19 protein-coding genes and 1 tRNA gene are annotated in these 21209 nt (G+C 45.8%); 11 read left to right on the top strand and 9 right to left on the bottom strand.

The genetic code is table 11. The annotated features are described in order from the left end of the window. Positions 1-33: 33 nt before the first annotated feature. From zrgA to L4D06_RS13555, 4 genes are all read right to left on the bottom strand, one after another. Positions 34-861 (bottom strand): zinc uptake protein ZrgA, encoded by an 828-nt coding sequence (gene zrgA / locus L4D06_RS13570; protein ID WP_429739949.1) that lies wholly within the window; start codon positions 859-861, stop codon positions 34-36. 27 nt (positions 862-888) lie between these two features. Continuing rightward, positions 889-1182: a hypothetical protein gene (locus L4D06_RS13565; RefSeq protein WP_429739947.1), complete on the bottom strand. Its 294-nt coding sequence runs from the start codon at positions 1180-1182 to the stop codon at positions 889-891. 249 nt (positions 1183-1431) lie between these two features. Further along, a tRNA-Asn gene (locus L4D06_RS13560) sits at positions 1432-1507 on the bottom strand. A 148-nt stretch (positions 1508-1655) separates the two neighbouring features. Then, a complete protein-coding gene (locus tag L4D06_RS13555; RefSeq protein ID WP_429739945.1) occupies positions 1656-2627 on the bottom strand; it encodes a Gfo/Idh/MocA family protein in 972 nt (323 codons plus the stop codon). A gap of 241 nt (positions 2628-2868) precedes the next feature. Here L4D06_RS13555 and L4D06_RS13550 point away from each other — a divergent pair, with 241 nt between their 5' ends. From L4D06_RS13550 to L4D06_RS13520, 7 genes are all read left to right on the top strand, one after another. Then, positions 2869-3492: an SEL1-like repeat protein gene (locus tag L4D06_RS13550; RefSeq protein ID WP_274164558.1), complete on the top strand. Its 624-nt coding sequence runs from the start codon at positions 2869-2871 to the stop codon at positions 3490-3492. Between the two features lie 91 nt (positions 3493-3583). Continuing rightward, positions 3584-5569 carry a metallophosphoesterase family protein gene (locus L4D06_RS13545; RefSeq protein ID WP_429739943.1) on the top strand — a complete coding sequence of 662 codons (1986 nt, stop codon included), beginning with the start codon at positions 3584-3586 and terminating at the stop codon, positions 5567-5569. Between the two features lie 58 nt (positions 5570-5627). Further along, complete coding sequence (locus tag L4D06_RS13540) at positions 5628-5891, top strand: DUF2960 family protein (protein WP_274164560.1); 264 nt, start codon at positions 5628-5630, stop codon at positions 5889-5891. 285 nt (positions 5892-6176) lie between these two features. After that, positions 6177-6413 (top strand): HP1242/YdcH family protein, encoded by a 237-nt coding sequence (locus tag L4D06_RS13535; protein WP_274164561.1) that lies wholly within the window; start codon positions 6177-6179, stop codon positions 6411-6413. Between the two features lie 279 nt (positions 6414-6692). Continuing rightward, positions 6693-8705 (top strand): GGDEF domain-containing protein, encoded by a 2013-nt coding sequence (locus L4D06_RS13530; protein WP_274164562.1) that lies wholly within the window; start codon positions 6693-6695, stop codon positions 8703-8705. Between the two features lie 78 nt (positions 8706-8783). Continuing rightward, positions 8784-9986 (top strand): PQQ-dependent sugar dehydrogenase, encoded by a 1203-nt coding sequence (locus tag L4D06_RS13525; protein ID WP_429739940.1) that lies wholly within the window; start codon positions 8784-8786, stop codon positions 9984-9986. Positions 9987-10418: 432 nt separating this feature from the next. After that, a complete protein-coding gene (locus tag L4D06_RS13520; protein WP_429739938.1) occupies positions 10419-11141 on the top strand; it encodes a substrate-binding periplasmic protein in 723 nt (240 codons plus the stop codon). A 133-nt stretch (positions 11142-11274) separates the two neighbouring features. Here the strand turns inward: L4D06_RS13520 and L4D06_RS13515 are convergent, their stop codons facing one another. Then, the gene (locus L4D06_RS13515; RefSeq protein WP_274164565.1) at positions 11275-12582 is read right to left on the bottom strand and encodes a glycoside hydrolase family 18 protein; all 1308 of its coding nucleotides are present in this window, start codon (positions 12580-12582) and stop codon (positions 11275-11277) included. 347 nt (positions 12583-12929) lie between these two features. Here L4D06_RS13515 and L4D06_RS13510 point away from each other — a divergent pair, with 347 nt between their 5' ends. The 3 genes from L4D06_RS13510 to L4D06_RS13500 all read left to right on the top strand — a co-directional run bounded on the left by L4D06_RS13510 (position 12930) and on the right by L4D06_RS13500 (position 16597). Next, positions 12930-13433: a hypothetical protein gene (locus L4D06_RS13510; protein ID WP_274164566.1), complete on the top strand. Its 504-nt coding sequence runs from the start codon at positions 12930-12932 to the stop codon at positions 13431-13433. 202 nt (positions 13434-13635) lie between these two features. Then, a complete protein-coding gene (locus L4D06_RS13505; protein ID WP_429739936.1) occupies positions 13636-14502 on the top strand; it encodes a lipase family protein in 867 nt (288 codons plus the stop codon). A 418-nt stretch (positions 14503-14920) separates the two neighbouring features. After that, positions 14921-16597 carry a hypothetical protein gene (locus tag L4D06_RS13500; protein WP_274164568.1) on the top strand — a complete coding sequence of 559 codons (1677 nt, stop codon included), beginning with the start codon at positions 14921-14923 and terminating at the stop codon, positions 16595-16597. A 99-nt stretch (positions 16598-16696) separates the two neighbouring features. On the opposite strand, the gene L4D06_RS13495 is transcribed toward L4D06_RS13500, so the two are convergent. Continuing rightward, positions 16697-17155 carry a YaiI/YqxD family protein gene (locus L4D06_RS13495; RefSeq protein WP_274164569.1) on the bottom strand — a complete coding sequence of 153 codons (459 nt, stop codon included), beginning with the start codon at positions 17153-17155 and terminating at the stop codon, positions 16697-16699. Positions 17156-17237: 82 nt separating this feature from the next. Then, a complete protein-coding gene (locus L4D06_RS13490) occupies positions 17238-17531 on the bottom strand; it encodes a c-type cytochrome (protein ID WP_429739934.1) in 294 nt (97 codons plus the stop codon). 412 nt (positions 17532-17943) lie between these two features. On the opposite strand from L4D06_RS13490, the gene L4D06_RS13485 reads away from it, so the two are divergent. Next, entirely contained in the window at positions 17944-19761 is a 1818-nt protein-coding gene (locus tag L4D06_RS13485; protein WP_274164650.1) for a PhoX family protein, read from the top strand. Between the two features lie 94 nt (positions 19762-19855). On the opposite strand, the gene L4D06_RS13480 is transcribed toward L4D06_RS13485, so the two are convergent. Beyond that, positions 19856-20317 carry an Mpo1 family 2-hydroxy fatty acid dioxygenase gene (locus tag L4D06_RS13480; protein WP_429739932.1) on the bottom strand — a complete coding sequence of 154 codons (462 nt, stop codon included), beginning with the start codon at positions 20315-20317 and terminating at the stop codon, positions 19856-19858. Beyond that, positions 20314-20859 carry a GNAT family N-acetyltransferase gene (locus tag L4D06_RS13475; protein WP_274164572.1) on the bottom strand — a complete coding sequence of 182 codons (546 nt, stop codon included), beginning with the start codon at positions 20857-20859 and terminating at the stop codon, positions 20314-20316. Before L4D06_RS13475 ends, L4D06_RS13480 begins: the two co-directional genes overlap by 4 nt. Positions 20860-21209 lie beyond the last annotated feature (350 nt).

The raw sequence follows: 21209 nt of genomic DNA, 5'->3' as shown, positions 1-21209 counted from the left end.
TCTTAAGGCCCCAATAATGAGGCCACCCCAAAGCTAAAAACGAATGGTATTGGATGTTGAAGTCAGGTCTGTCGCCAAAACACCTTTATCTGTAATGGCTTGAACGCTGATTTTTTCAGTCTTTTCAAACACTGTGAACCAGTCAGTTACTACTGTCTCTATGTTTGCGGGACTGCCGCAGTGATACGTGTACTGAGCCGAAAACTCACCATGTGATGAGCCTGACTTTTCATGGCCGTCGTGGTCATGCCCTTTGTGGTCATCATGATCTGCATGTTCGTCGTGGTGATCTTCATGCGAAGCATGTGCATCATGGTCATGCTCTTTGTGGTCATCGTGATCCGCATGGTCATCATGATGCTCTTCGTGCGAAGCATGTGCATCATGGTCATGATCTTTGTGGTCGTCGTGATCCGCATGTTCATCATGATACTCTTCGTGCGAAGCATGTTCATCATGGTCATGATCTTTGTGGTCATCGTGGTTATCGTGGTCATCGTGGTCATCGTGGTCATCGTGGTCATCGTGGTCATCGAGAGTTTGCGTCACTCGCGTTTCGACCAGCTTACAATCGGCGGATGCATTCAACGCCACCAAAGTGTCTGGCTTTTTAAGAATGTCGATAGCCTTGTGTATTGCCGCTTCCTGCTCTCCATTGTCTGGCGCATGTTCAAACCCTACAATGTCACTTCCAGGTGCGGTGATCTCAACCAAAAAATCACTCCCATCCTGAGCCATATGCCATTCAACAACACCATGTTGATGAGAGTCGTGTTGAATGAAATCGCCGTCTTTCGCAGCCACAGAAGCCGTCATACCCAACGCAATTGCACTGAGCGCAAAACAAGTTTTATTACGCATGTTATCTCCAGTTTTAAAAATGAGTTTCTATATCAACGTTGGAGACACTGGCGGAGGGGCGCGCGCTTTGGGAGTCAACGCGAGGGTTTGAGGAAGATAACAAGGAATGTCGAAGGAGGCATAACCAGCGGCTTTCACCACTGCAATAACGGCATTATCAGTAGTAGTAAAAGGGAGGCCTATCGCACATAGCGCACAATGATTATCAGATTGGAATGTATGTTGGTGACTAGCTTGATGTTCTGCAAACACAAAGCCTTGCCAACCCAAAAGGACAGCAAGACATAGAGGCAGTAATACTTTTCGAAGCAATAGCAGCATGATCCATCAGGCTTTTCTTGAGCGCAATGTTATAATATAACATTACAGGCCACCGCCGTTAACCCGTAACGGAAAATTCATAGACACATCGCGTTGCGATCGCCCAAACGCAAAAAAMCCGCCATGAAGGCGGGTTTCTTAWATTTGGCTCCCCCTGCAAGACTTAACRGGGCCGCCTAGGCTTGCGACAAATCGCGTTGCGATCGCCCAAACGCAAAAAACCCGCCATGAAGGCGRGTTTCTTAWATTTGGCTCCCCCTGCAAGACTTGAACTTGCGACATACGGATTAACAGTCCGCCGTTCTACCGACTGAACTAAGGGGGAATTGTGCGTTCCTGAGAACGAGGTTGATATTAGGAAATGCGCGCTAGGCTTGCAAGCACTAATTCACAATACGCCGCATTTTTTGAGTCAAGTGGCTAATTGATAACCGATTCTAGCCATATCAACCCGATCAAAGTGAAATCCAGCGTCATTTAGATAGAATCTGCTCCATGGCCCACGTTGTATTTCGCGCACTCTTTCCAAGACTTGGGTGCGTTTCTCGCCCAGTTAAATGCTTCACCAAGTTTTCCACATGAAAATACTGAACGGGATCCGGATTTTCTTGTAGTGACGTCAACGACTCGACGCCTTCCAACACAAAGGCTTCATCACCAAAGACTGAACAAAGTATGCGACCTTCACTTCCAATAATCTCCACACGATCTTCTCGTGTAGCGGCTGCAAAATTCCAATACCCAGAACCCAGCACCCCAGATTCAAACGCAAAAGACGCAGATACCGCATCCTCCGCCTCATAGTAACCTTGCTGATTAACCGCAATACCCTGCGCCAATGTTATGTCACCAAACCATTGTTGGAACAGATTCAAACCATGGCTAGCAAGATCCACAAAGTAGCCGCCACCCGCTTGGCGAGGGTTGACTCGCCAATTCGTTTCGCCAGCAATATCGTCAGGGTTTGGCGATCGATGATACGTCCAATGGATATGACGAACCTTGCCGATTTTACCCTGACTAACCCATTCACTTACTGTTTTAAAGCGAGGAAGCGAACGACGATAGTAGGCCACAAACAAAGGAACATTAGCCAGTTCAAACGCAGCAATCATCTCATCACATTCTGCTGTCGTCAGTGCCATCGGCTTTTCCACAACACAGGGCTTTCCAGCTTTTGCAGCCATCAAGGCGTAATCACGATGACTATCCGGCGGCGTCGCTACATAAATGGCATCAATCTCGGGATGATTGATCAGTTCAGCGACGTCAGTTGTGTATTGAGGAATACCATGTCTCTCACTATAGTCTTTCGCTTGCTCTTCACGGCGCGCCATGACTAAGTCTAGCGACGAAGCGTCAACTTGCCAGAATGCAGGGCCGCTTTTGCGCTCTGTAACACTTCCACATCCAATCATGCCCCAACGAATCTTTGTTTGTTTCATCATCTCTTCCATTATTTACCGTCGAAGGAAGTCTCTTCTTCTTACATCAATATCATTGTGTCAATTCTTGAGCAAGCGCGTAACCCATTCCGAAAAGTCCTAACTTTGCTACGCAACCCAACAAGCCTCTGTTCATATACTGCAAAGGAATTGTTGGCGTATCTGCTTGGCGCGGCTTACCTGACAACACATTCTCGCTGAGCAAACATATTGAGATTGCTTGTGTATGAAGGAGCGAAGTATGAAGTGGTTGCTTCCATTGTTAATCGCCAGCACAGCCAGTTGTTCTGATGAGACTCTCCCGCTGGTCACCGAATGTCCAACAGAACAAAACTATTCAACGGCTTTTCTTAATAGCGATTTTTATCAAGGTTGGAAAACACTTCAGCACGGCGCCTCACCGAGACAAAATTGCGACATGGCTTTGCCCTATTTTGTGACCGCAGTGAACAAAGAAACCGCCTTCGAACTGTCGACACTCTACCTCGACTTTTGTAACGACACGCCTGATCTCAATGCTCTTAACGCCAGTAGCATTTATCAGAGTGAGAAGTTGACGCACGGTATAGACTACGATGAATTCAAATGGGTACTAGATTTGGCCTTGTGCAATAGTCCTGTAGAGCAATATGCGTTAGGTAAAATGCTTCACGATGGATTTATTACAGATCAGGATACAGAGAAAGGCATCTATTTCTTAAGTCTTGCCGCGCACCAAAACCACATTCAAGCCCAATTTGCACTTTCGGACGCGCTAGAGGGCATAAATGAAGAAGTCATGGCTGCACTCTGGCTAAATAATGCAAACAGCCTAACGGGGCAGGCCCTAGTGGGTAGAACACCCAATTCCCATAAGCTTAAGTAACGAATTTGCATCGATTTACACTTGTGAAGCTACAAATTCTGTTTCCCGCCGCGTAGAGTAAGGAGATTAGAACTGAATAACTGAGTCTGACATGTCAACGTCGCTGCCCCTGTTTTTAGCTGGGCCTATAATAAGAAGATCCACTCAACATGAACTTTGTGTTTGGGCAGTCACCTCTGCGCCACTCGACGCAGAGTTTGCACTGTATTCACCAGACAGTGAGCACACCATTTTTCGTGCCTCTTTCAGCGCTCATAAGCAAGTTCAACTTGGGCAGCAATGTTTTATTGTGCTCGCTCAATTCTCACGCGACAACGCCACAGCAGCTGAAACTCCAGATAAAAATAGCCCCAAAAGCGCAGGGTTTCCGATTGATACCCCACTCCAATATGACATTCTGACTGACCAAGGTTCATTATTGACGGACATCGACGGTCTGCGGTACTCCGATGAGAAACGTCCAACATTTGTGATTTCAACACGCGCTGAAAATATCGCACATGGTTCATGTCGACATCCTCATCATCGATGTGATGACGCACTCGTGGCTCTCGATACAAAATACAATGCAATCACAGTCCAAGATCGCGCAGATCTTCTGATCATGGGTGGCGATCAAATCTACGCCGATGATGTCTGCGGTCCAATGATGTACGCGATTCGAGAAGCTATCGACATACTTGGACTTCGTGATCAAGCGCTTGACGACGACACCATCACGCATTGCAGTCAATTAGTACCCGACATCATGCCTCTTTACGGGCGCACGGAGCGATTACCATATACCACGGTGAACCATGGGCTGATCAAGCGTCTTCTCAAATCAGCCCCTGAACCTGTTTTCAGTTCCAATACCACGGAAAACCACCTGATCAGCTTCAACGAGTTCATCGCAATGTATATCTTGGTGTGGTCACCTTCATTGTGGTCTCATATTCCCCTTCCTGACGCCGATGCTATGCAGGGACTGAGTGATGAACATAAGCTGCGATGGACGAGAGAGAAACAGGAACTTTCTCAATTCTGTTCAGGGTTAAAAAATGTAAGGCGCTTATTTGCGCATATTCCTACTTACATGATTTTTGACGATCACGATGTTACTGATGATTTTAACCTGACTGTCGGCTGGGAGCGGGCGGTGTATGAATCGCCTTTGGCGCAGAATATCTTGACCAATGCCATGCTTGGATACTTCTTCTGTCAAGGCTGGGGAAACAACCCAAACGCATTTGATTCGGGCTTTTGGCACACCATTACCCAATTCGCGGCGGAACCCACACCGCGCTCCCTCAACGAAGTTAACCAGCTAATTCTTCATTTTGAGCATTGGCATTACACGCTTCCCACCACTCCAAGAGTCGTTGTATTAGACACGCGAACACGGAGGTGGCGATCTGAGTCCAGTAGCAATAAACCGTCAGGATTAATGGACTGGGAATCCCTCATGGATTTTCAGCAAGACGTCATCGACGCCGATGCTGTCGTGGTCGTGTCGCCTGCGCCGATGTTTGGTGTAAAGTTCATTGAAACGCTTCAGCGTATTGTCACCTTCTGTGGTCACCCTCTGGCGACTGATTCAGAAAACTGGATGGCGCATCCAGGTTCTGCCAATGCACTGTTGAACATCTTCAAACACCCCAAAACACCGAAAAACTTCGTTATCCTATCGGGAGATGTTCATTACTCCTTTGCGTACGATATTCGTATACGGTTTCGTAAAGGCAGCCCAAGAATTTGGCAAATTACGTGTAGCGGATTTCGCAATCAGTTCCCTGAACCCTATTTGTCCGTTTTTGAATGGTTTGACCGCAAGCTATTCTGGCCAGAATCACCCCTCAATATTTTCACGCGCCGAAAGCGCATGCGTATTGAAAGGCGACGTCCTGACAACGGTAGCCCCCAGCTTTTAGTGAACGCCAGTGCCGTTGGTGAGGTATTACTATATCCGGACGGTTCCCCGGCGACCATTGGGCTGCTGACAGGTGCAGGAGAGCAGATTGTGTTCAATCCCTGCGAAGAGGTCGAGGCGCCTACCGAATCTTATGTTTCTCGCTCTGATTCTGTGACGCGGGATTGACTTGCAGTGGTGGCTGATAAATACTCCGCCACCTAAAAAATTTGTTCAAGGTGCAGATATGTCACGCCAACTCCAGTATGAATACAAAGGCGAAACCAAAGTCATGACTTTCTCTTACCGTCAGCACCGCTCTCCACACGAAGCTGCTGCAGAAGCGGAAGGTATCGACATCACTGACTTTCTAAAAATGGAAAGGCAGCTCGAGGTGATTGCGGATGGCAAAGCGGTGAAAAACCACCGAGACAGCTACTTCAACAAGTTAGGATTCAGCAAAATCATGCTGTTGAAGAAAGAAGCCGCATCAATCAAAGACAAACGCTAAGCGCCGTTCACGCCTTAACGTCAGTGACGGGATAGTTATCACTACCCGTCCTATCTGCAAGACCCGTTTTACCTTCAAGACTTGCCTTCATCCCCCAATCTTCGCAACTAGAATCACATCTTCATTGTTCTTATTCTCTGTGCAGTGAGCACAACGCAAAATAGATCAAAGTAACGTCGACTTGTTCACCAAAAGCCCTGCATCGCCCTTTAACACCCTCGCTGAAATGGTGGGCAGAGTTATGCAGTAGCGTCTGGCGTTCAACAAATACCTACAGGAGCGACTATGCACGGTGAAAATCACGCACTCATGTTCGAGTTCCCAGAGTTAAAAGATAAAATTCACGAAATGAAAATGGCTGATACAGCGTTCTGCAGAATGGTTGATGAGTACCACCAGCTCGACCACAAAATTCGCGGCCTAGAAATGGCAAAAATCCCCACTGATGATGACAATTTTAGACATTTACGAATGCGGCGCGTGCAGCTCAAAGATGACATCTATCAGCAAATCAGCCAATAGCTGAGACAAAGCCCGTACTAGGTTCCATTTCATTCAAGTGCGGGCGACTTGGTGTTTTGTTTTCGTCCAACTTTCTAGATATCAATTTCAACCCACAGCAGGAAAAATGTCATATCCCTATCTACGCTTATCGAGAGATGATTTAAATAATTAAACAATCGTCTTCATAATAAGACACGGAGAAACCTTCCGGTTGAGTAATCTATAGCCTCTAAAAACACAATAAACCGTCAATTCATTTATTTATGTATCGCGATGTCGGTCAGGGAAGCTCAATCAATGCGTATACCTCTCATTCACTCAGCTCTATTGTTGCTAGCAGTGCTTTTCACTGTGAATGCTCACGCTACCGTAGAAAAAACACAATCTTTCGAGCGCGCGCTAAATGGCGTGCAATCTATCCTTTATTCCGTGCCCATCAAGGCGAGAGCCCTGTTGAGTGAACTAGAAAAAGTTGAGCTAAAAGAGAATCAGCCATTACCGCTTCTGGCCCGCTATTATTTGCAAAAGTCGACGGTTGACTTAATTTTAAACGATCCAGAAAGCGCCATTGAAGCGGCGAACAGAGGCATTGAACTCACCGCTAGCGACCCATTACTTCAAGCCGATAGATATTTGATGCAGTTAAGGCTCAGCCAAGCACGCATTCTTAAAGGTGAAGAAGCTCTGGTTCTCACACAGCTTGACGATCTACTTTCGGAGTCACAATCGCTCAACAACCCTGAAGTAACGGCTGAGATTTTGTTGGTCAAGGGACAAGCCTACAAAGCGCAGAATGAATACGATGTGTCTATGGCGGCATTGATGAGTTCGTTGGAAGCCGCTAAGAATACCGACAATGAGCTGCTTATTGAGCGTATTGCATCGAACCTTGGCGGTATTTTGGTTCAGTTAAATGGCTTTGATAAAGCCTCGTTGCTGCTCGAACAGTCATACCAATTTTTCCGACAACGTAAAATGTCATTTAATCAGTTGTTGGTTAAGCTCGACATGGCTGAGTTGGCAAAAAAACAAGGCGACAAAAATCAAGCCTTACTCGAATACAAACAAGCATTGCAGATTGCAGAAGTACTTGGTGATGGTTCCCACCGCTTTCGCATCAATCTACAAATTGCCGATCTACTCCTGCAATCTGGCGACTCAAAAAACATGATGCGTTACTTAAAAGCCACAGATACGCTGCGTGAACGCGAAAACATCCGCTACTACATCAGTAAATATAATTACCTAAAAGCCAATGAAAGCCTTCTCAGTAATAACTATCAAGCGGCGATTGATTTGGTGACGCCATTAATGGGAACGCTCAAGGAGCAGGCCCGTCTGTATCGCTCCGAAATTGCACTTTATTTGGTAGCGTCAAAAGCACATTTTGGAATGGAAGACTATAAGAATGCTTATCTGACGTTATTGGACTACCAAGAACGCTTCAACACTTTCACATCAGATGAGCAGGTTGACAGTTTAGAGCGACAACAAATGCTGTTTAACCTAGAAAAACTCAAAGCGGAAAACCAACATTTAAGCTGGAACAATGTGTTACAAACGCTTGAATTGAAAACAAATGAAGACAAAGTGGAATACCTTAATGTCATTATTGTTGCGAGTATAAGTGTCGCTATTATTGCCTCTCTCATCGCACTTTGGGTAAACCGACGCCGTATTCGCTGGGGTAAAATCGCCAACACAGATAGTTTGACAGGGCTATTCAATCGCCGCTATTTGGGCACTCAGCTTGAGCGTGTTCAAAAAGACATGGCTGCCGGTGATATGGCCGTCAGTTGTTTGCTTCTAGACATTGATCATTTCAAACAAGTTAACGATACGTATGGACACCCAGTCGGTGATCAAGTGCTTGTTGGCGTTGCAGAGTTGTTCAACAACAACCTCCGCCGTGATGACATATGTGCGCGCGTAGGTGGCGAGGAATTCATGCTACTTCTTCCAAACAGTGGCATAGAAAAAGCCTCAGTGATCGCAGAAGACTTGCGTCTACGTATCAATGAATTGTCGTTCCAAAGTGAGCAAGGCGATGACTTTAATGTCACTGCAAGTTTTGGTGTTATCGAGGTAGGAAAAGACCAATCGCTGTCTGACATCCATAGTCATGTCGACAAACTCTTGTACCGTGCGAAACAAAATGGTCGCAATCGTGTTGAAGGCACCATGAGCAAGGAAAGTGATGCAAAATCAGGCTCAACGACGAGCAGCAAGAATAACCTAACCGATCATGTGCAGCGATTATCACGAGGGGTTAGACGATTGAAATTCCGATTCGCTCAACACTTCACGTAATTCGACACACATTATTCACTTAATTTTTTGACCGCGCTCTTCGCTTGTTTGGCGCGGTTACCTTTAAGGATCATTGTATTGTTTACCATCAATCTTTTTCCTCATCTCCGTCGTATTGTGACTGCACGCGCTGCCTCATTCGCATTTCTGCTTTTCGCTGTTGGCTTGCTGTTGCTCACGCCAGCCCATGGCGAAACCATCAAATCACAGAAACACAGTTTTACGGTCGACACGATAACCTCTGGCCTCAACCACCCCTGGTCATTGGTTTTTCTTCCCGATGCTTCCATGCTCATCTCTGAGCGAAATGGTGGGTTGAAACACGTGTCGAAGGATCACGTCGTGACGAGCGTTAAGGGATTGCCAGACAAACTGAATTATTCAGGTCAAGGCGGCTTGCTCGGTTTAGCGCTATCTCCAGACTTTAAAACGTCGAGAAAAATCTACCTCGCGTACGCCGAAAAAGGAAATTATCGAAAATCGGGTACGAGCGTTATCAGCGCAACGCTGGACGAAAGCACGAGTACTAACACTAAAACACTTTCCAACATCACCCAGATATTTCAGCAATATCCAAAAGTTGCGGGTGGTCGCCACTACGGGGGCCGCTTGCTCGCCACTGAGCAGCATCTTTACATTGCGTTGGGCGATCGTGGCAATCGAGATAAAGCACAACAGAATGATACTCACATCGGTACGTTAGTGAGACTTAATCTTGATGGGTCTATTCCCTTCAACAATCCTTTTCTCTCAGACCCAACGTCTAAGCCCGAGATATTCAGCTTCGGTCATCGCAACATACAAGGCATGACCTTAGACAATGATGGCGCGACTCTCTGGACACATGAACATGGCCCTCAGGGCGGAGATGAACTCAACCTCATGGAATCTGGTACTAATTATGGCTGGCCTACCATTACTTATGGTGTGAATTATGTAACAGGGTCATCAATCGGTCAGGGGACTGCGGCAGAAGGTATGGCACAACCCGTGGAGTATTGGGTGCCATCCATCGCCCCCTCAGGTTTGGAGATGGTAAGAGGAAATGCTTTTCCAAATTGGCAAGGTGATTTATTGCTTGGTTCGCTGAAGTTTGGTCTGTTAGTACGTGTAGAGATAGATGACGAACAAGGTAAATATGTTGTCGCACAAGAAAAATTATTGGATGGGAAATTTGGTCGTATTCGAGATGTAGCCGAAGGGCCTGATGGTCTCATTTATCTTTTAACGGATTCGTCTGATGGTGCCTTACTCCGCCTCTCACCAACACCAATGAAATAGCGTGTTGAATGTCAGTAAGAGCCATTCCAAACGCCAAGTGTAAAGAATTCATTACAAGCATAAATTTTTAATTCTGCCCGAAAATTGGCGTATTTCTGGAAATGAGTCGCCAAAAAATACCTGCAACATAGTCGGTTACATTATAAAAGTGATGTACTGTCCAACCTTTAAATTGTATGTGTTATTTATTGGACAGCGCGATCATCCGTCACTATATTCTTCGCATACCAAGAAAAAACGAAGTCACCTTTGCTTGCTAGTAAAAGACAAAACCCCGCCATGCGGGGTTTTTGTCTTTCTGAATGTTGCCATTTTTAGTCACGACTAACTCTTAATACTGACTATACTTTTCTTATTGTTAAGAATGGGCCGCATATGAAGATTTCTTCTTTCAAATGGCAAAACTGGGGTTTGCTCATTTTAGCGAGCTTGATGTCAACTAATCTTCAGGCCGCTCAAAAAGTCACCTTTACTATCGGTGTCCAACCCTTCCCTGACTACTCGCCCTACTCAAGCTATCAAAATGGTGACTACCAAGGGTTTAATCGTGAGTTACTCGATGCCTTTGCAGAGAAAAACGGATATCACTTTGAGTACCAAGCTTTGCCGCTAAAACGCCTATATCGAAGTCTTCTCTCTGGCAGCATAGACGCGAAATACCCTGACAACCCTAGATGGTCGCAAAATCTAAAAGAAGGTCACGAGGTGGTTTACAGCGAACCTGTTGTGTCATTTGTTGACGGTATCGTTATGTTGGATCAAGATCATAACAACCCAAGAGAAGATCTTCGCAACATCGGAATGATTTCAGGCTTTACGCCTTGGCCTTTCCTTTCGGATATCCAAGCAAAAAAGATCAACGTGTTTGAAGCTGGAGACATGGACGCGCTGATTAAAATGCTTTTAACGAAACGAATAGATGGTATTTACACTAACACCGCGGTTATTCGCCTTAGGCTGCTCAAATATCACCCCAACGCACCCATTATGTCGTTAAATCGTCACCTTCCCTTTCTCTCCGGCACGCGACATCTATCTAGCACACAACACCCAGAACTTGTGGTTCAGTTCAACCAATTCTTGGTAGACAACACTCACTACATATCCTTACTTAAGGAGAAGTACGGACTGAGCAGTCCAAATGACGTCCCGTGAAAAATGGCCATCACAACAAATGCCTCTAACAGCAATGTGATTCTCACAAAAAAGCCCAGCAACTTTGCTGGGCTTTCTGATTTGGTCGGCTATCTACAATGCCGTGTTAGCACGGACTATATATTGGTATGAATCAGTTCTTCGCGGTTTTGCTTCGAAGCACTTGATGCATCACACCCGTGAGTTCATCATTGGGATCACCAGATAGCTCCCATGTAAACACACCAGCAAGACCTTGCTGTTTCGCCCATTCGGCTTTTGCTTTTACAGAGCGTTGGTCTTCAAAAGAAATGAATACCTTCTTCTCTGAATTCCACAAGAACGGAGCATGGGACTCTTCATCGTAGCCATATTCATAACCTTGGTCTTTCGTGTAATTGGCTTTTAAGTCCCAGTACATAAAGTAGCCCGGCTCACCTGAACCAAAGCTTGCGCCTTTTTCCGAAGCCAAATCAGACGAAGGTAACGTACCATCGAATTCAGACCCTTCCCAACCACGACCATAAAATGCTGCACCTAGAACCAGCTTGTCTTTTGGAATACCGGCTTCAATCATTTGATTGATGAACACATCAGCGCCCATACCCCACCAGCTGCGGTCTGTCGCATGCAAGTTGGTCAAGTGCCCTGTTTGAGGGCCCCAGCCACCCAGGAAGTCATACGTCATCGCAAACATGTTGGTCATCATTGGTGCGACTGCGTTCCAATCGATTTGCGTGGCCTTAGGTCCAACGCCAACAGCCGTTGATAGTTCGTACTCCGAACCCGTTTTATCTGACAATGTGTCCAATTCACCGCGCAACGCCGTTACCAAGGTAGTAAATGCAGCACGCTCTGACGCTTTCGCTTCATCAGACAATTTAGTATCAGGGTTCCAAGGAGAAGTCGTCAAACCACCGCCACCAGGATATTCCCAATCAAGATCTATACCACCAAAGAAATCGTATTCTGCAATTAATTCAACCGCCGTTTTCGCGAAATGTTTAATAGCGGCATCGTCTTTCGCCATCGCATGGAAGGGTTCAGACATTGTCCAGCCACCAAACGAAGGCAGAATGGTCAAATCTGGGTGATCTTTCTTCAATTGTGCGAGTTGTGCAAAATGACCTTTATAAGGAACATTCACGCTCACATCGCCGAAATCGATATCAAAAGCAGACTTCTGATCAACAATGATTGCGGAGTATGGCGCTTTGCCTTCACAGGCTTTGGCAACCTGTTGTTGAACGGTTTCTGATGCGCTTTCATGTGGGCCACACATACTTAAGAAAGCGTAAATAATGTGAGTAAGGTTCTCTGCAGGTATGTCTGCAACCGTGTAAGGATTTTCTGGGTTTGCATACTGCCAATCGGCAAAATATCCACCAACGACGTGATTCTCTGCAAATGCTGGCACTGTCAAACACGCACTTAGCGCAGCCCCTGCTATTATCTTTTTCATACCATCTCCTTGTACGATGCATTTAGTAACCGCCTAATTATTCAACGATTAAATGAAAATAAATGCTGGGTATGTTCAGAACGACGTTTTGGTAGCACGTAAGTTACGAGGTTTGCGAGGGTAACCATTTTTAGAAAGAGAGTGTGCTGAAAGGCCGACATGTTTTTGCATCATTGCGCACGTTTTTCTACGAGTTTATAGCGAGTTATGTGTTGGCTTTCTAGCAAAGCGATTCCGTTTTACAGGTGGACAGAGTATGCTCCGTCTATATTGGTTAACATCATCATTTTGTCATTCATTCGCAAGATCGCGCTAAGGCAAAGTATAGAAACAAGGACACCACAATTTTGAGCAATAAACTCATCAGTATCGATTTGTTTTTTGTGATTGAACGGCTTTTACCGGGCAAACGCACTGTTGAGCTATTTCGCAGTAATACCAAGCATTTGCCGATTACAACACTGTCACTCAACCATTGTGATTCGGCTTCAGCCTTACAACTCGCTTTATATAAGTACTGCATCAACTATGCGGCCTTCTCACAAGGCACGCCGCTGGCTGACGAATATTTCATTGATGGAAAAGACGAACAAATTGCCCCAGCAACCACCATTGTCGCATCCTTTATACGTGGTGCTTATTGGTGGGTGGAGCACTATCACGAAACCTATCGTGATGATTGGAGTGAGGATCAAAAAGATCGTTGGTTGAGAGATTTCAAGCTGCTTGTGCAAGCCATCATTGGCATTGGAAACTGCACAAAAGCCGAATGGCTACTTAAGAACCACAGTGCCGTTAAAGCACTCACCTACAACAGCCACATTACCCCATTTCTGCAACACTACGATTGATCAAGCATGCCGCTGTCAGCGGCATTACCTTTCACCTTCCCCGTGTTCTCCGAGACCTTCTTCAGGCCCTCTTTTCTTCATTCATTGCTCATACAGTTATTCATGCCGCCTTGGTGTTATCGCTTACGAAATCACTGTCGTCGTATCGTCATTTTCAGTGGCTACACTGCCAATGGGCAAATAAATGAAACACGAGTAGGCATTGTATACAAAGGTAGAAAAACTCAAGCGTTATCAATATGAGCGTTACGCCATTCTTTGTCGTGATGCTTACCCTGTGCAATTTGACCACCGCCAATACGGTTTTTCTGAACATGGCAGGCGAGATATCCGCAACCGATGGGGAAAAACCATTATTCGCGTGCTTTGGAAGGAAGACGGGGACGTAGTGGTCGTGTTTAAAGGGTCACATAGTCTATGGGATTGGGTCCTTAATCTTGCTGTTTTTCCGAGCCGAGTCGACGCCCCTTATTATGCCGGTCATGTCCATTGGGGGTTTCAATTTCTATTAAAGCAACCTAGTCGCGCTATACCCCAAAATAGAAAAAGACACGCTTCTAACCTTACAACCGCCCAGCAGGCAGACATCATTCATTCCATTGAAAATAGCCAGGTTGATGGCGTCTCTGTGATTGAAAAGCTCGAGTCGTGTATATTGCCATTAATTGAACGAGGAAAGAGATTGTCATTCACGGGACATTCATCTGGCGGAAGCATGGCGGTTATTGCCGCTGAAATTATTGAGCAAAAGTATCCGAATACCGTAAAGCGCGTTGTGACATTTGGTCAACCCGCAACAGGGTATTGGACATTCAAAGACAAGTACCGCTTAAAATCAAAAACATACCGAATATGTTGCGACGTAGATATTGTCACCTTCCTGCCCGGACTTCCTTTTCTATTTTGGCACGTTGGAGAACTATTATGGCTCCACAATGATCGCATCCATCACAATATGCCTTCGATCGTTCGCATCATTCGTGTACTCGTTAGCTGGTTATTGCGACCGATTGCGTATCATTTTATGGACAAATACATTCGGCGTAAGGACTATTTTGATAAGCACTAACAGAGAGACAAACAACTCACATTAGAGACGAACAACTTAGCCATCCAGCCAGTCTCCAGTCAAAAATGCAGACATGCCTTTGAAAACATATGCTCTTTGCGCATTACATGACGAAAACATAATCTACTACTTTTCACATCCTGATGCTGACAAAAGAACGAGTCTCACGCTCCAAACCCCTACGTCCTTCTTCATGCTTATTCCCCAAAAGTTCCATGGGCTACTCCTTAAAAGTCATCAAAAAACCACACGTCTCTATATTGAGACAACAAAGTTATCCACTTTTCAATAGTCTCCAATTATCGCTACGTATCGTCAGCTAAGGCACATTGGGCAAGGACATGCCTTAAACGATATGTTTGTACCGGATACAACACTGGAACCGGGCCACTCTTTACATGGATGACAGGTAATCGTGATGAAGAAGACACTGCTTACAACCGCAATTCTTGCTGGGGCAATGACCTCTGCTCAAGCCTTCGCAAATTGCGCAGGTAATGTTTATTCAATGAATGCAGGGCGCGGCCACGTTGGGTTGCTGATGGACATTCAAGAAGCAAAACAAATGTCTTCTAAATACTATGCTGATGCCGTTGACCGCGAAGAGTATCATTCACGTGCCTTATTCAGTGCGTCAAGCATGTCCTATGATCGCATTTCAGATCGCCTGTATTATGCAAGTGCCCCACAACCCACCTCTTACTATGTTCAAGGGCCAGAAGCAGATGTCAGCGCTGACGAGTTTAAAAGCCTAGATTTACACGCTAACAAAAATAAAGCGTATCAACTCGCCTACATGGATCCAGCCACGGGTAACCACGTTGCTGGCCCTGTAACGAAAAAACAAATTCTTCGTATGGCCTTTGATCCTGACAGCGGTGAGCTGTATGCCTCTGACTCTAGAACAATTTTCAAAATCGACCCGCTCACAGGTGATTCCACTCACCTTGCAGATTTCTCTAGCGATCTAAAATCTGGTGGGTATACCAGCTGGGGGGATTTTGTTTTCCAAGATGGGGAGCTGTTGTTTGTCACGAATGGGCGCACCTTCGCCGTCAACACAACAACAGGTGCACTGACCTTTAAGGCATTCCACTTTATCGACTTTGTAACAACCGCAACGTTGGATCAAAATGGTCAAATCCTCTTAGCCGCAAAAAACCAAAACGTTTCCGGCAATGTGAACAGTAACCATCTCTACCGCTTAAAAGCATCAACGGGTGAGAAAAAGAAAGTCGGGTTGTTCCCTAGCCGCATCAGTGCGATGGGGACAGTGACATCTGAAGATCATACATGTTACGAGGAAACCTTATTTCCAAGTGATTTGAAGCCTGAGGTTTCAGGTATCACATTGGCATCTAGCTCTGTGAACGAAGGCTCAACAGCCTACTTCACTGTCAACTTTGACAAAGCCACAGGCGATGCCACAACCAAACTCAGTGTCGCACTGAAAAACGGATCCGCCGTACTAAACAGCGATTATCGTAATACGGTTGCCTTGCTATTCTCTGATGGCTCAACCGGTTCTGCGACAATTTCTTCTACATTGACCGAGATCAGCTTACCTCAGGGTGTAGACTCAGTGCGTATTGGCGTGCCAACCGTTAACGATTCTACACATGAGAACAGCGAGTACTTTACGTTGAATGCTTGGGTGGCTTCAGACAAGAGCGATTTGAGTGCTGCTAATGTCACTATCGTGGACAATGACCCTGATGTACACACACTCTTGACGAACGCTGCAAATAACAGCGGCGTTGCTTGGCACGGTAGCCGTGGCGGAAATTGGTTTACAAAAGACCAGTGGATTCGTGGCGTACATGCCAATATCAGCGGCACCATTCCACCGGGCACCACGCTTGAGTTTTACCAAACTGGCTCACACCTTCGCAGTATCTCCATCAGCAGTGGTGGTAAATACTACGAACAACATGGAAATCATGAGCGTTATTACTACGCAGGTGATATTGCTTGGGCACGACTCAAAGGCCCTAATGGTCAATACTACAACGTTAGAACAGGTCACCGTGCTCAGTTACATTGGAACAAAAACGTTACCTGTACTAATGGCTGTTGGAGCAAGATCTTTAACTAATTCGACCATTGGATGAATTGACGTTAAACAACCGACACAAAAAAGGAGCGATTCGTCGCTCCTTTTTTCGATAAGCCGTAAGCTATGATCAGCCGTAAACTATTTGGCTGCTTTGCTTCTCTGTAAGAACTTATCTAACTCATTCGCAAACATTTGCCTGTCTTGCTGGCTCATTGTCGCAGGGCCACCGGTTTGAATACCGCTTGAGCGCAGCGTGTCCATAAAGTCACGCATGTTCAATCGCTGGCGAATATTCTCCTTCGTATACAGTTCACCTCTTGGGTTCAATGCCACGGCAGCTTTATCTATCACTTCAGATGCCAAAGGAATATCCGCTGTGATCACCAAATCGCCACGCTCTACGCGCTGGACGATTTCGTTGTCTGCAACGTCGAAGCCTTTCTCCACCTGAATACTACGAATAAACCGAGAAGGCGGTGTACGCAATGACTGATTAGCCACCAGCACTAATTCGGTTTGAGTACGTTCTGCTGCACGATATAACACTTCTTTGATCACCGTCGGGCAGGCGTCAGCATCAACCCAGATTATTGCCATGATTGTTTCCTTTGGAAGACGTTTGGATGGCACATTACCAGCGGCAACGTTAAGCCGCAAATATTCAATGTAATTGGGCCTTCTAACGCGATTGTTCAGCGTAATAGGTAGCAATATCCGCCATATCTTGCGTATTCAGCACTGACATCTGCTGCTTCATCAATCGACCCATTGCACCGTCACGGTAGCCCTCTTTATACGCCATCATGGCGTCAAAAAGATATTCTGCGTTTTGGCCATTCATATTAGGGTAATCGTCACGCGGGCTGATTCCCGTCGCGCCATGACAAAACTGACAGGTGTAGGCTTTTTGCATCCCAAGCTCTGAATTTCCTTCAGGCATATTTGCCGCTGCAGGGCTCGAAACTACTGCCATAAATAAAAGGCTGCCCAAAAGATTGTTCAATGGTTCGTCTCCAAAATGTTTCACGCTTGCCCAGTTTTTTGCACCACACTTGAGTGTGTACAGGCGAGAAAGATGCATGTTTTTACAATGATTTATGCATCATATTGTACAGGGACGAACGGCATATAAAAATGCAATTTACTGCATTTGAACTTTCTCCATTCCCTTAATGCCAATCAAGTATTCGTAAAATGACATCTTATGTTCATTCGCAAGTCACGAATACTTAACACTTCCTACGCAAACTTCGCAGCCTAAACCAAACGTTTTCATTCCCGTCAAACTACACGTAAAGGAAGTTATCGTGAGCGAATATAACCAACATAACGATCAACGTGAACTGGACGCAGAGCCAGCCTTCAACCGTTTTATTGATGCAGCGATGAATCGCCGCAATTTCCTTCGTGCAACAGGGGCTGCGGGCTCTGTTGCCTTCTTCGCGGCCAGCCCGGTTGCACAGGCCGTGGCAGGCTCTATGGACAAAAGCACGCTAATGGGTTTCAAAGCTATTCCCGCCTCCACCGCAGATACGGTTGTCGTGCCTGAAGGCTATGTGGCTGAACGCCTCATTTCTTGGGGTGACCCATTGTTCGTGAACTCACCAGCTTTCAGTCAGTCCAATGACTCAAAAGCGCAGGAAATGCAGTATGGCGACAACACTGACGGCATGACCTTTTTTCCTATCTCAGAGACTCGCGGTGTGCTAGTTGCCAACAACGAATACACCAACAATGAATATCTCTATACCCACCAAGGTAAAAACATTTCCGCAGATGATGTGCGCAAATCTCAAGCTGCGCATGCGGTCTCCATTGTTGAGTTAGTGAAAAAAGACGGTGAATGGCAAGTTAACCTTGATGGTCGACTAAACCGTAAGCTCACCGCCTACACCCCAATGGAAATGACAGGGCCAGCAGCAGGTCATGATTTGTTAAAAACCAAAGCCGACCCAACAGGAACCAAAATACTGGGGACATACAACAACTGTGCAAACGGACAAACCCCATGGGGAACCTACCTTGCCTGTGAAGAAAACTTCAATGGTTACTTCGCGGCCTCTGAAGAGGTCGAACTCGGGAAGACGTACAAGCGCTATGGGGTGCGAGACAAAGATTGGGGTTACGATTGGTGGAAACATGATGAGCGTTTTGACGTAGCCAAAAACCCCAATGAACCACACCGCTTTGGTTGGGTGGTAGAAATCGACCCGATGGATCCTAACTCGACACCGAAGAAACGTTCGGCATTGGGCCGTTTTAAGCACGAGAATGCAGCAATGGCCATTAACGATGACGGTCATGTTGTCGTCTATCTCGGCGATGATGAACGCGGCGAGCACTTGTATAAGTTCGTATCGAAGAACAAATACAAACCAGGCACTCACGCATCCAATCGAGATTTACTCGAAGAGGGTACGCTATATGTGGCTAAATTGGATGGAAAAGAAGGCGAACTCAAAGGCAACGGTGAATGGCTAGAGCTTACTTTTGGTAAGAATGGACTCACACCAGAAAATGGATTTAACAGCCAAGCGGAAGTGATGATCTTTGCCCGTGAAGCAGCGACACACGTTGGTGCAACAACAATGGATCGTCCTGAGTGGGTGGCTGTTCATCCTGATAACAAGCACGTTTTCTGTACGCTCACGAATAACAAATATCGTGGGGTCAGGGAAAATCAGCCAGTGAATGTCGCTAACCCACGTGAAAAAAATCCTTATGGACATATCATTCGTTGGGAACCGAAAGGCGGCGACCACACAGCGACTGATTTCGAATGGGATCTGTTTGTAGTGGCTGGTAACCCAGAAGTGCACGAAGGCTTAATGGCGGGTACATCGAACATCAACAAAGACAACATGTTCAATAGCCCTGATGGCCTTGGATTTGATACTGCAGGCCGCATGTGGATATTAACCGACGGTAAATACTCCAATAAGGACAATTTTGCTGGCATGGGCAATAACCAAATGCTCTGTGCTGACCCTACAACGGGCGAGATTCGCCGATTCCTAACGGGTCCAATTGCTTGCGAAATCACGGGGCTCACCTTCTCCCCTGATGGAAAAACCATGTTCGTGGGTGTTCAACACCCAGGTGAGAATCTTGCACCTTCTCACTTCCCTGATGGCGGTGACTCAGTGCCTCGCTCTACGGTCATGCGAATCACACGGAAAGATGGCGGCGTGATTGGCGCGTAACACATCACTAGCGACTCATGATTAAATGATAAAAACCAGCCTGATGGCTGTTTTTTTGTTCTTCGGCAGATCTCAATTTAGTATGTCAGCCGCATTAGTCTTGCTGATGGGGAGTAAGCGGCACATAGAAGTGAAATACCCAAGCGGGGCCGATTAACAAGAACTGCACATCTTTCAGAAAAGAAGGCTTCTTCCCCTCAATGTGGTGACCCACAAACTGCAATATCCACAGAGCAACAAACAGCACTAAGGATAAATTGATTATACTGATGTTCGCCGCATCAAGCTGAATCAACGCCAGAGTACAAAATGCCGAAAACGACGCCATGGCAATCAGTGCTTTAATAGACAACCGTGCATAGAATCCCAAGACAAATGCCAACACGAGAAAGTAAGGGGCGACTTGAAACCCAGCAACAGAAAACGATGGCAGTAGCCAGAGAAATCCTGCGACAGAGAAGAAGATCCCCGGTACCGCCACCTTGTGAATTTTCTGGTTGGTAGGGTGTTGATGACTCTCACCATACTCATCAAACCATTCTTCCAGTGACTTCATGCTTGTTCCTCTTGTCCGGATCTCAGTCCGTAAATCGCATGATCAACAATGCGTCCGTTAAGATCCTCGGCATTCGTTATCACTCCTTCTAACCGAAACCCTAGGCGTTCACATAACCGACGGCTAGGTTGATTGCCTGTCGCTGCGGCGATCTGGACTTTTTCTATCCCCATTTCATCAAAAGCAAGTTGAACCAATGCCAAGACACAGCGGGAAGCAATGCCTTTACCTTGGTATTCGTTACTTAACCAGTATCCAATCTCTACTTTTTTCAGCGAGCGAGAAATACTGTTGAAACTGACATTACCCACGACATTGCCTTGGTAAATCATGGCGCATGTTAGGGATTTTCCCTCGGCATAACCATGAAGCGCACCTTTTATGAATTGCTCAAAAAAGGCCTCACCATTTGCGTGTGGAGGCCAAGCCAACCATTCAGAAAGGTACTCGCGCTCACCACAAACAATACGATAGTAATCTTTCGCGTAAGAGTGCTGAACCAGGGAAAGGGACAACTCATCATCCAATGATAACGTAAACATCAAGTTCTCCTTCTCGTTGTTTTCACTCTCTAATCTAACAACAATGAGTGTCAGTGCATACCCAAACACCCTGAATACGCATGTCAGTAGGCGTATCTTGACATAAGGGTATCTGGACATAGGGGTATGGCTACAAAAACATAGCGACAAGTCCAAAATTAGTTATATCACCCTACTCATTCCAAATATGAAACGTAATCTCAAAAAATAGAAAGATAAATTTATTTCATATTTACCAATCACACAAAATACAAATTTAAAATCATCTAAAAAATTAGAAAACATCAACAAATAAACAAATCAACGGGATTGACGGAAAAATAAAATCAGGAATATTAATAAGTTAATAC

Source organism: Enterovibrio makurazakiensis (genome assembly GCF_050336585.1).
Taxonomy (GTDB): Bacteria; Pseudomonadota; Gammaproteobacteria; order Enterobacterales; family Vibrionaceae; genus Enterovibrio; species Enterovibrio gelatinilyticus.
Note: the sequence above shows the minus strand (reverse complement) of the source record. Positions and strands in the feature narration are given on the sequence as shown.

Excerpts from the sequence above, each read along its gene's own strand:
- L4D06_RS13475 (WP_274164572.1), bottom strand. The coding sequence starts at position 20,859 with ATGTTTACGTTATCATTGGATGATGAGTTGTCCCTTTCCCTGGTTCAG.
- L4D06_RS13515 (WP_274164565.1), bottom strand. The coding sequence starts at position 12,582 with ATGAAAAAGATAATAGCAGGGGCTGCGCTAAGTGCGTGTTTGACAGTG.
- L4D06_RS13480 (WP_429739932.1), bottom strand. The coding sequence starts at position 20,317 with ATGAAGTCACTGGAAGAATGGTTTGATGAGTATGGTGAGAGTCATCAA.
- L4D06_RS13495 (WP_274164569.1), bottom strand. The coding sequence starts at position 17,155 with ATGGCAATAATCTGGGTTGATGCTGACGCCTGCCCGACGGTGATCAAA.
- L4D06_RS13490 (WP_429739934.1), bottom strand. The coding sequence starts at position 17,531 with ATGGCAGTAGTTTCGAGCCCTGCAGCGGCAAATATGCCTGAAGGAAAT.
- L4D06_RS13550 (WP_274164558.1), top strand. The coding sequence starts at position 2,869 with ATGAAGTGGTTGCTTCCATTGTTAATCGCCAGCACAGCCAGTTGTTCT.
- L4D06_RS13535 (WP_274164561.1), top strand. The coding sequence starts at position 6,177 with ATGCACGGTGAAAATCACGCACTCATGTTCGAGTTCCCAGAGTTAAAA.
- zrgA (WP_429739949.1), bottom strand. The coding sequence starts at position 861 with ATGCGTAATAAAACTTGTTTTGCGCTCAGTGCAATTGCGTTGGGTATG.
- L4D06_RS13520 (WP_429739938.1), top strand. The coding sequence starts at position 10,419 with ATGTCAACTAATCTTCAGGCCGCTCAAAAAGTCACCTTTACTATCGGT.
- L4D06_RS13565 (WP_429739947.1), bottom strand. The coding sequence starts at position 1,182 with ATGCTGCTATTGCTTCGAAAAGTATTACTGCCTCTATGTCTTGCTGTC.
- L4D06_RS13555 (WP_429739945.1), bottom strand. The coding sequence starts at position 2,627 with ATGAAACAAACAAAGATTCGTTGGGGCATGATTGGATGTGGAAGTGTT.
- L4D06_RS13485 (WP_274164650.1), top strand. The coding sequence starts at position 17,944 with ATGAATCGCCGCAATTTCCTTCGTGCAACAGGGGCTGCGGGCTCTGTT.
- L4D06_RS13540 (WP_274164560.1), top strand. The coding sequence starts at position 5,628 with ATGTCACGCCAACTCCAGTATGAATACAAAGGCGAAACCAAAGTCATG.
- L4D06_RS13545 (WP_429739943.1), top strand. The coding sequence starts at position 3,584 with ATGTCAACGTCGCTGCCCCTGTTTTTAGCTGGGCCTATAATAAGAAGA.
- L4D06_RS13500 (WP_274164568.1), top strand. The coding sequence starts at position 14,921 with ATGAAGAAGACACTGCTTACAACCGCAATTCTTGCTGGGGCAATGACC.
- L4D06_RS13530 (WP_274164562.1), top strand. The coding sequence starts at position 6,693 with ATGCGTATACCTCTCATTCACTCAGCTCTATTGTTGCTAGCAGTGCTT.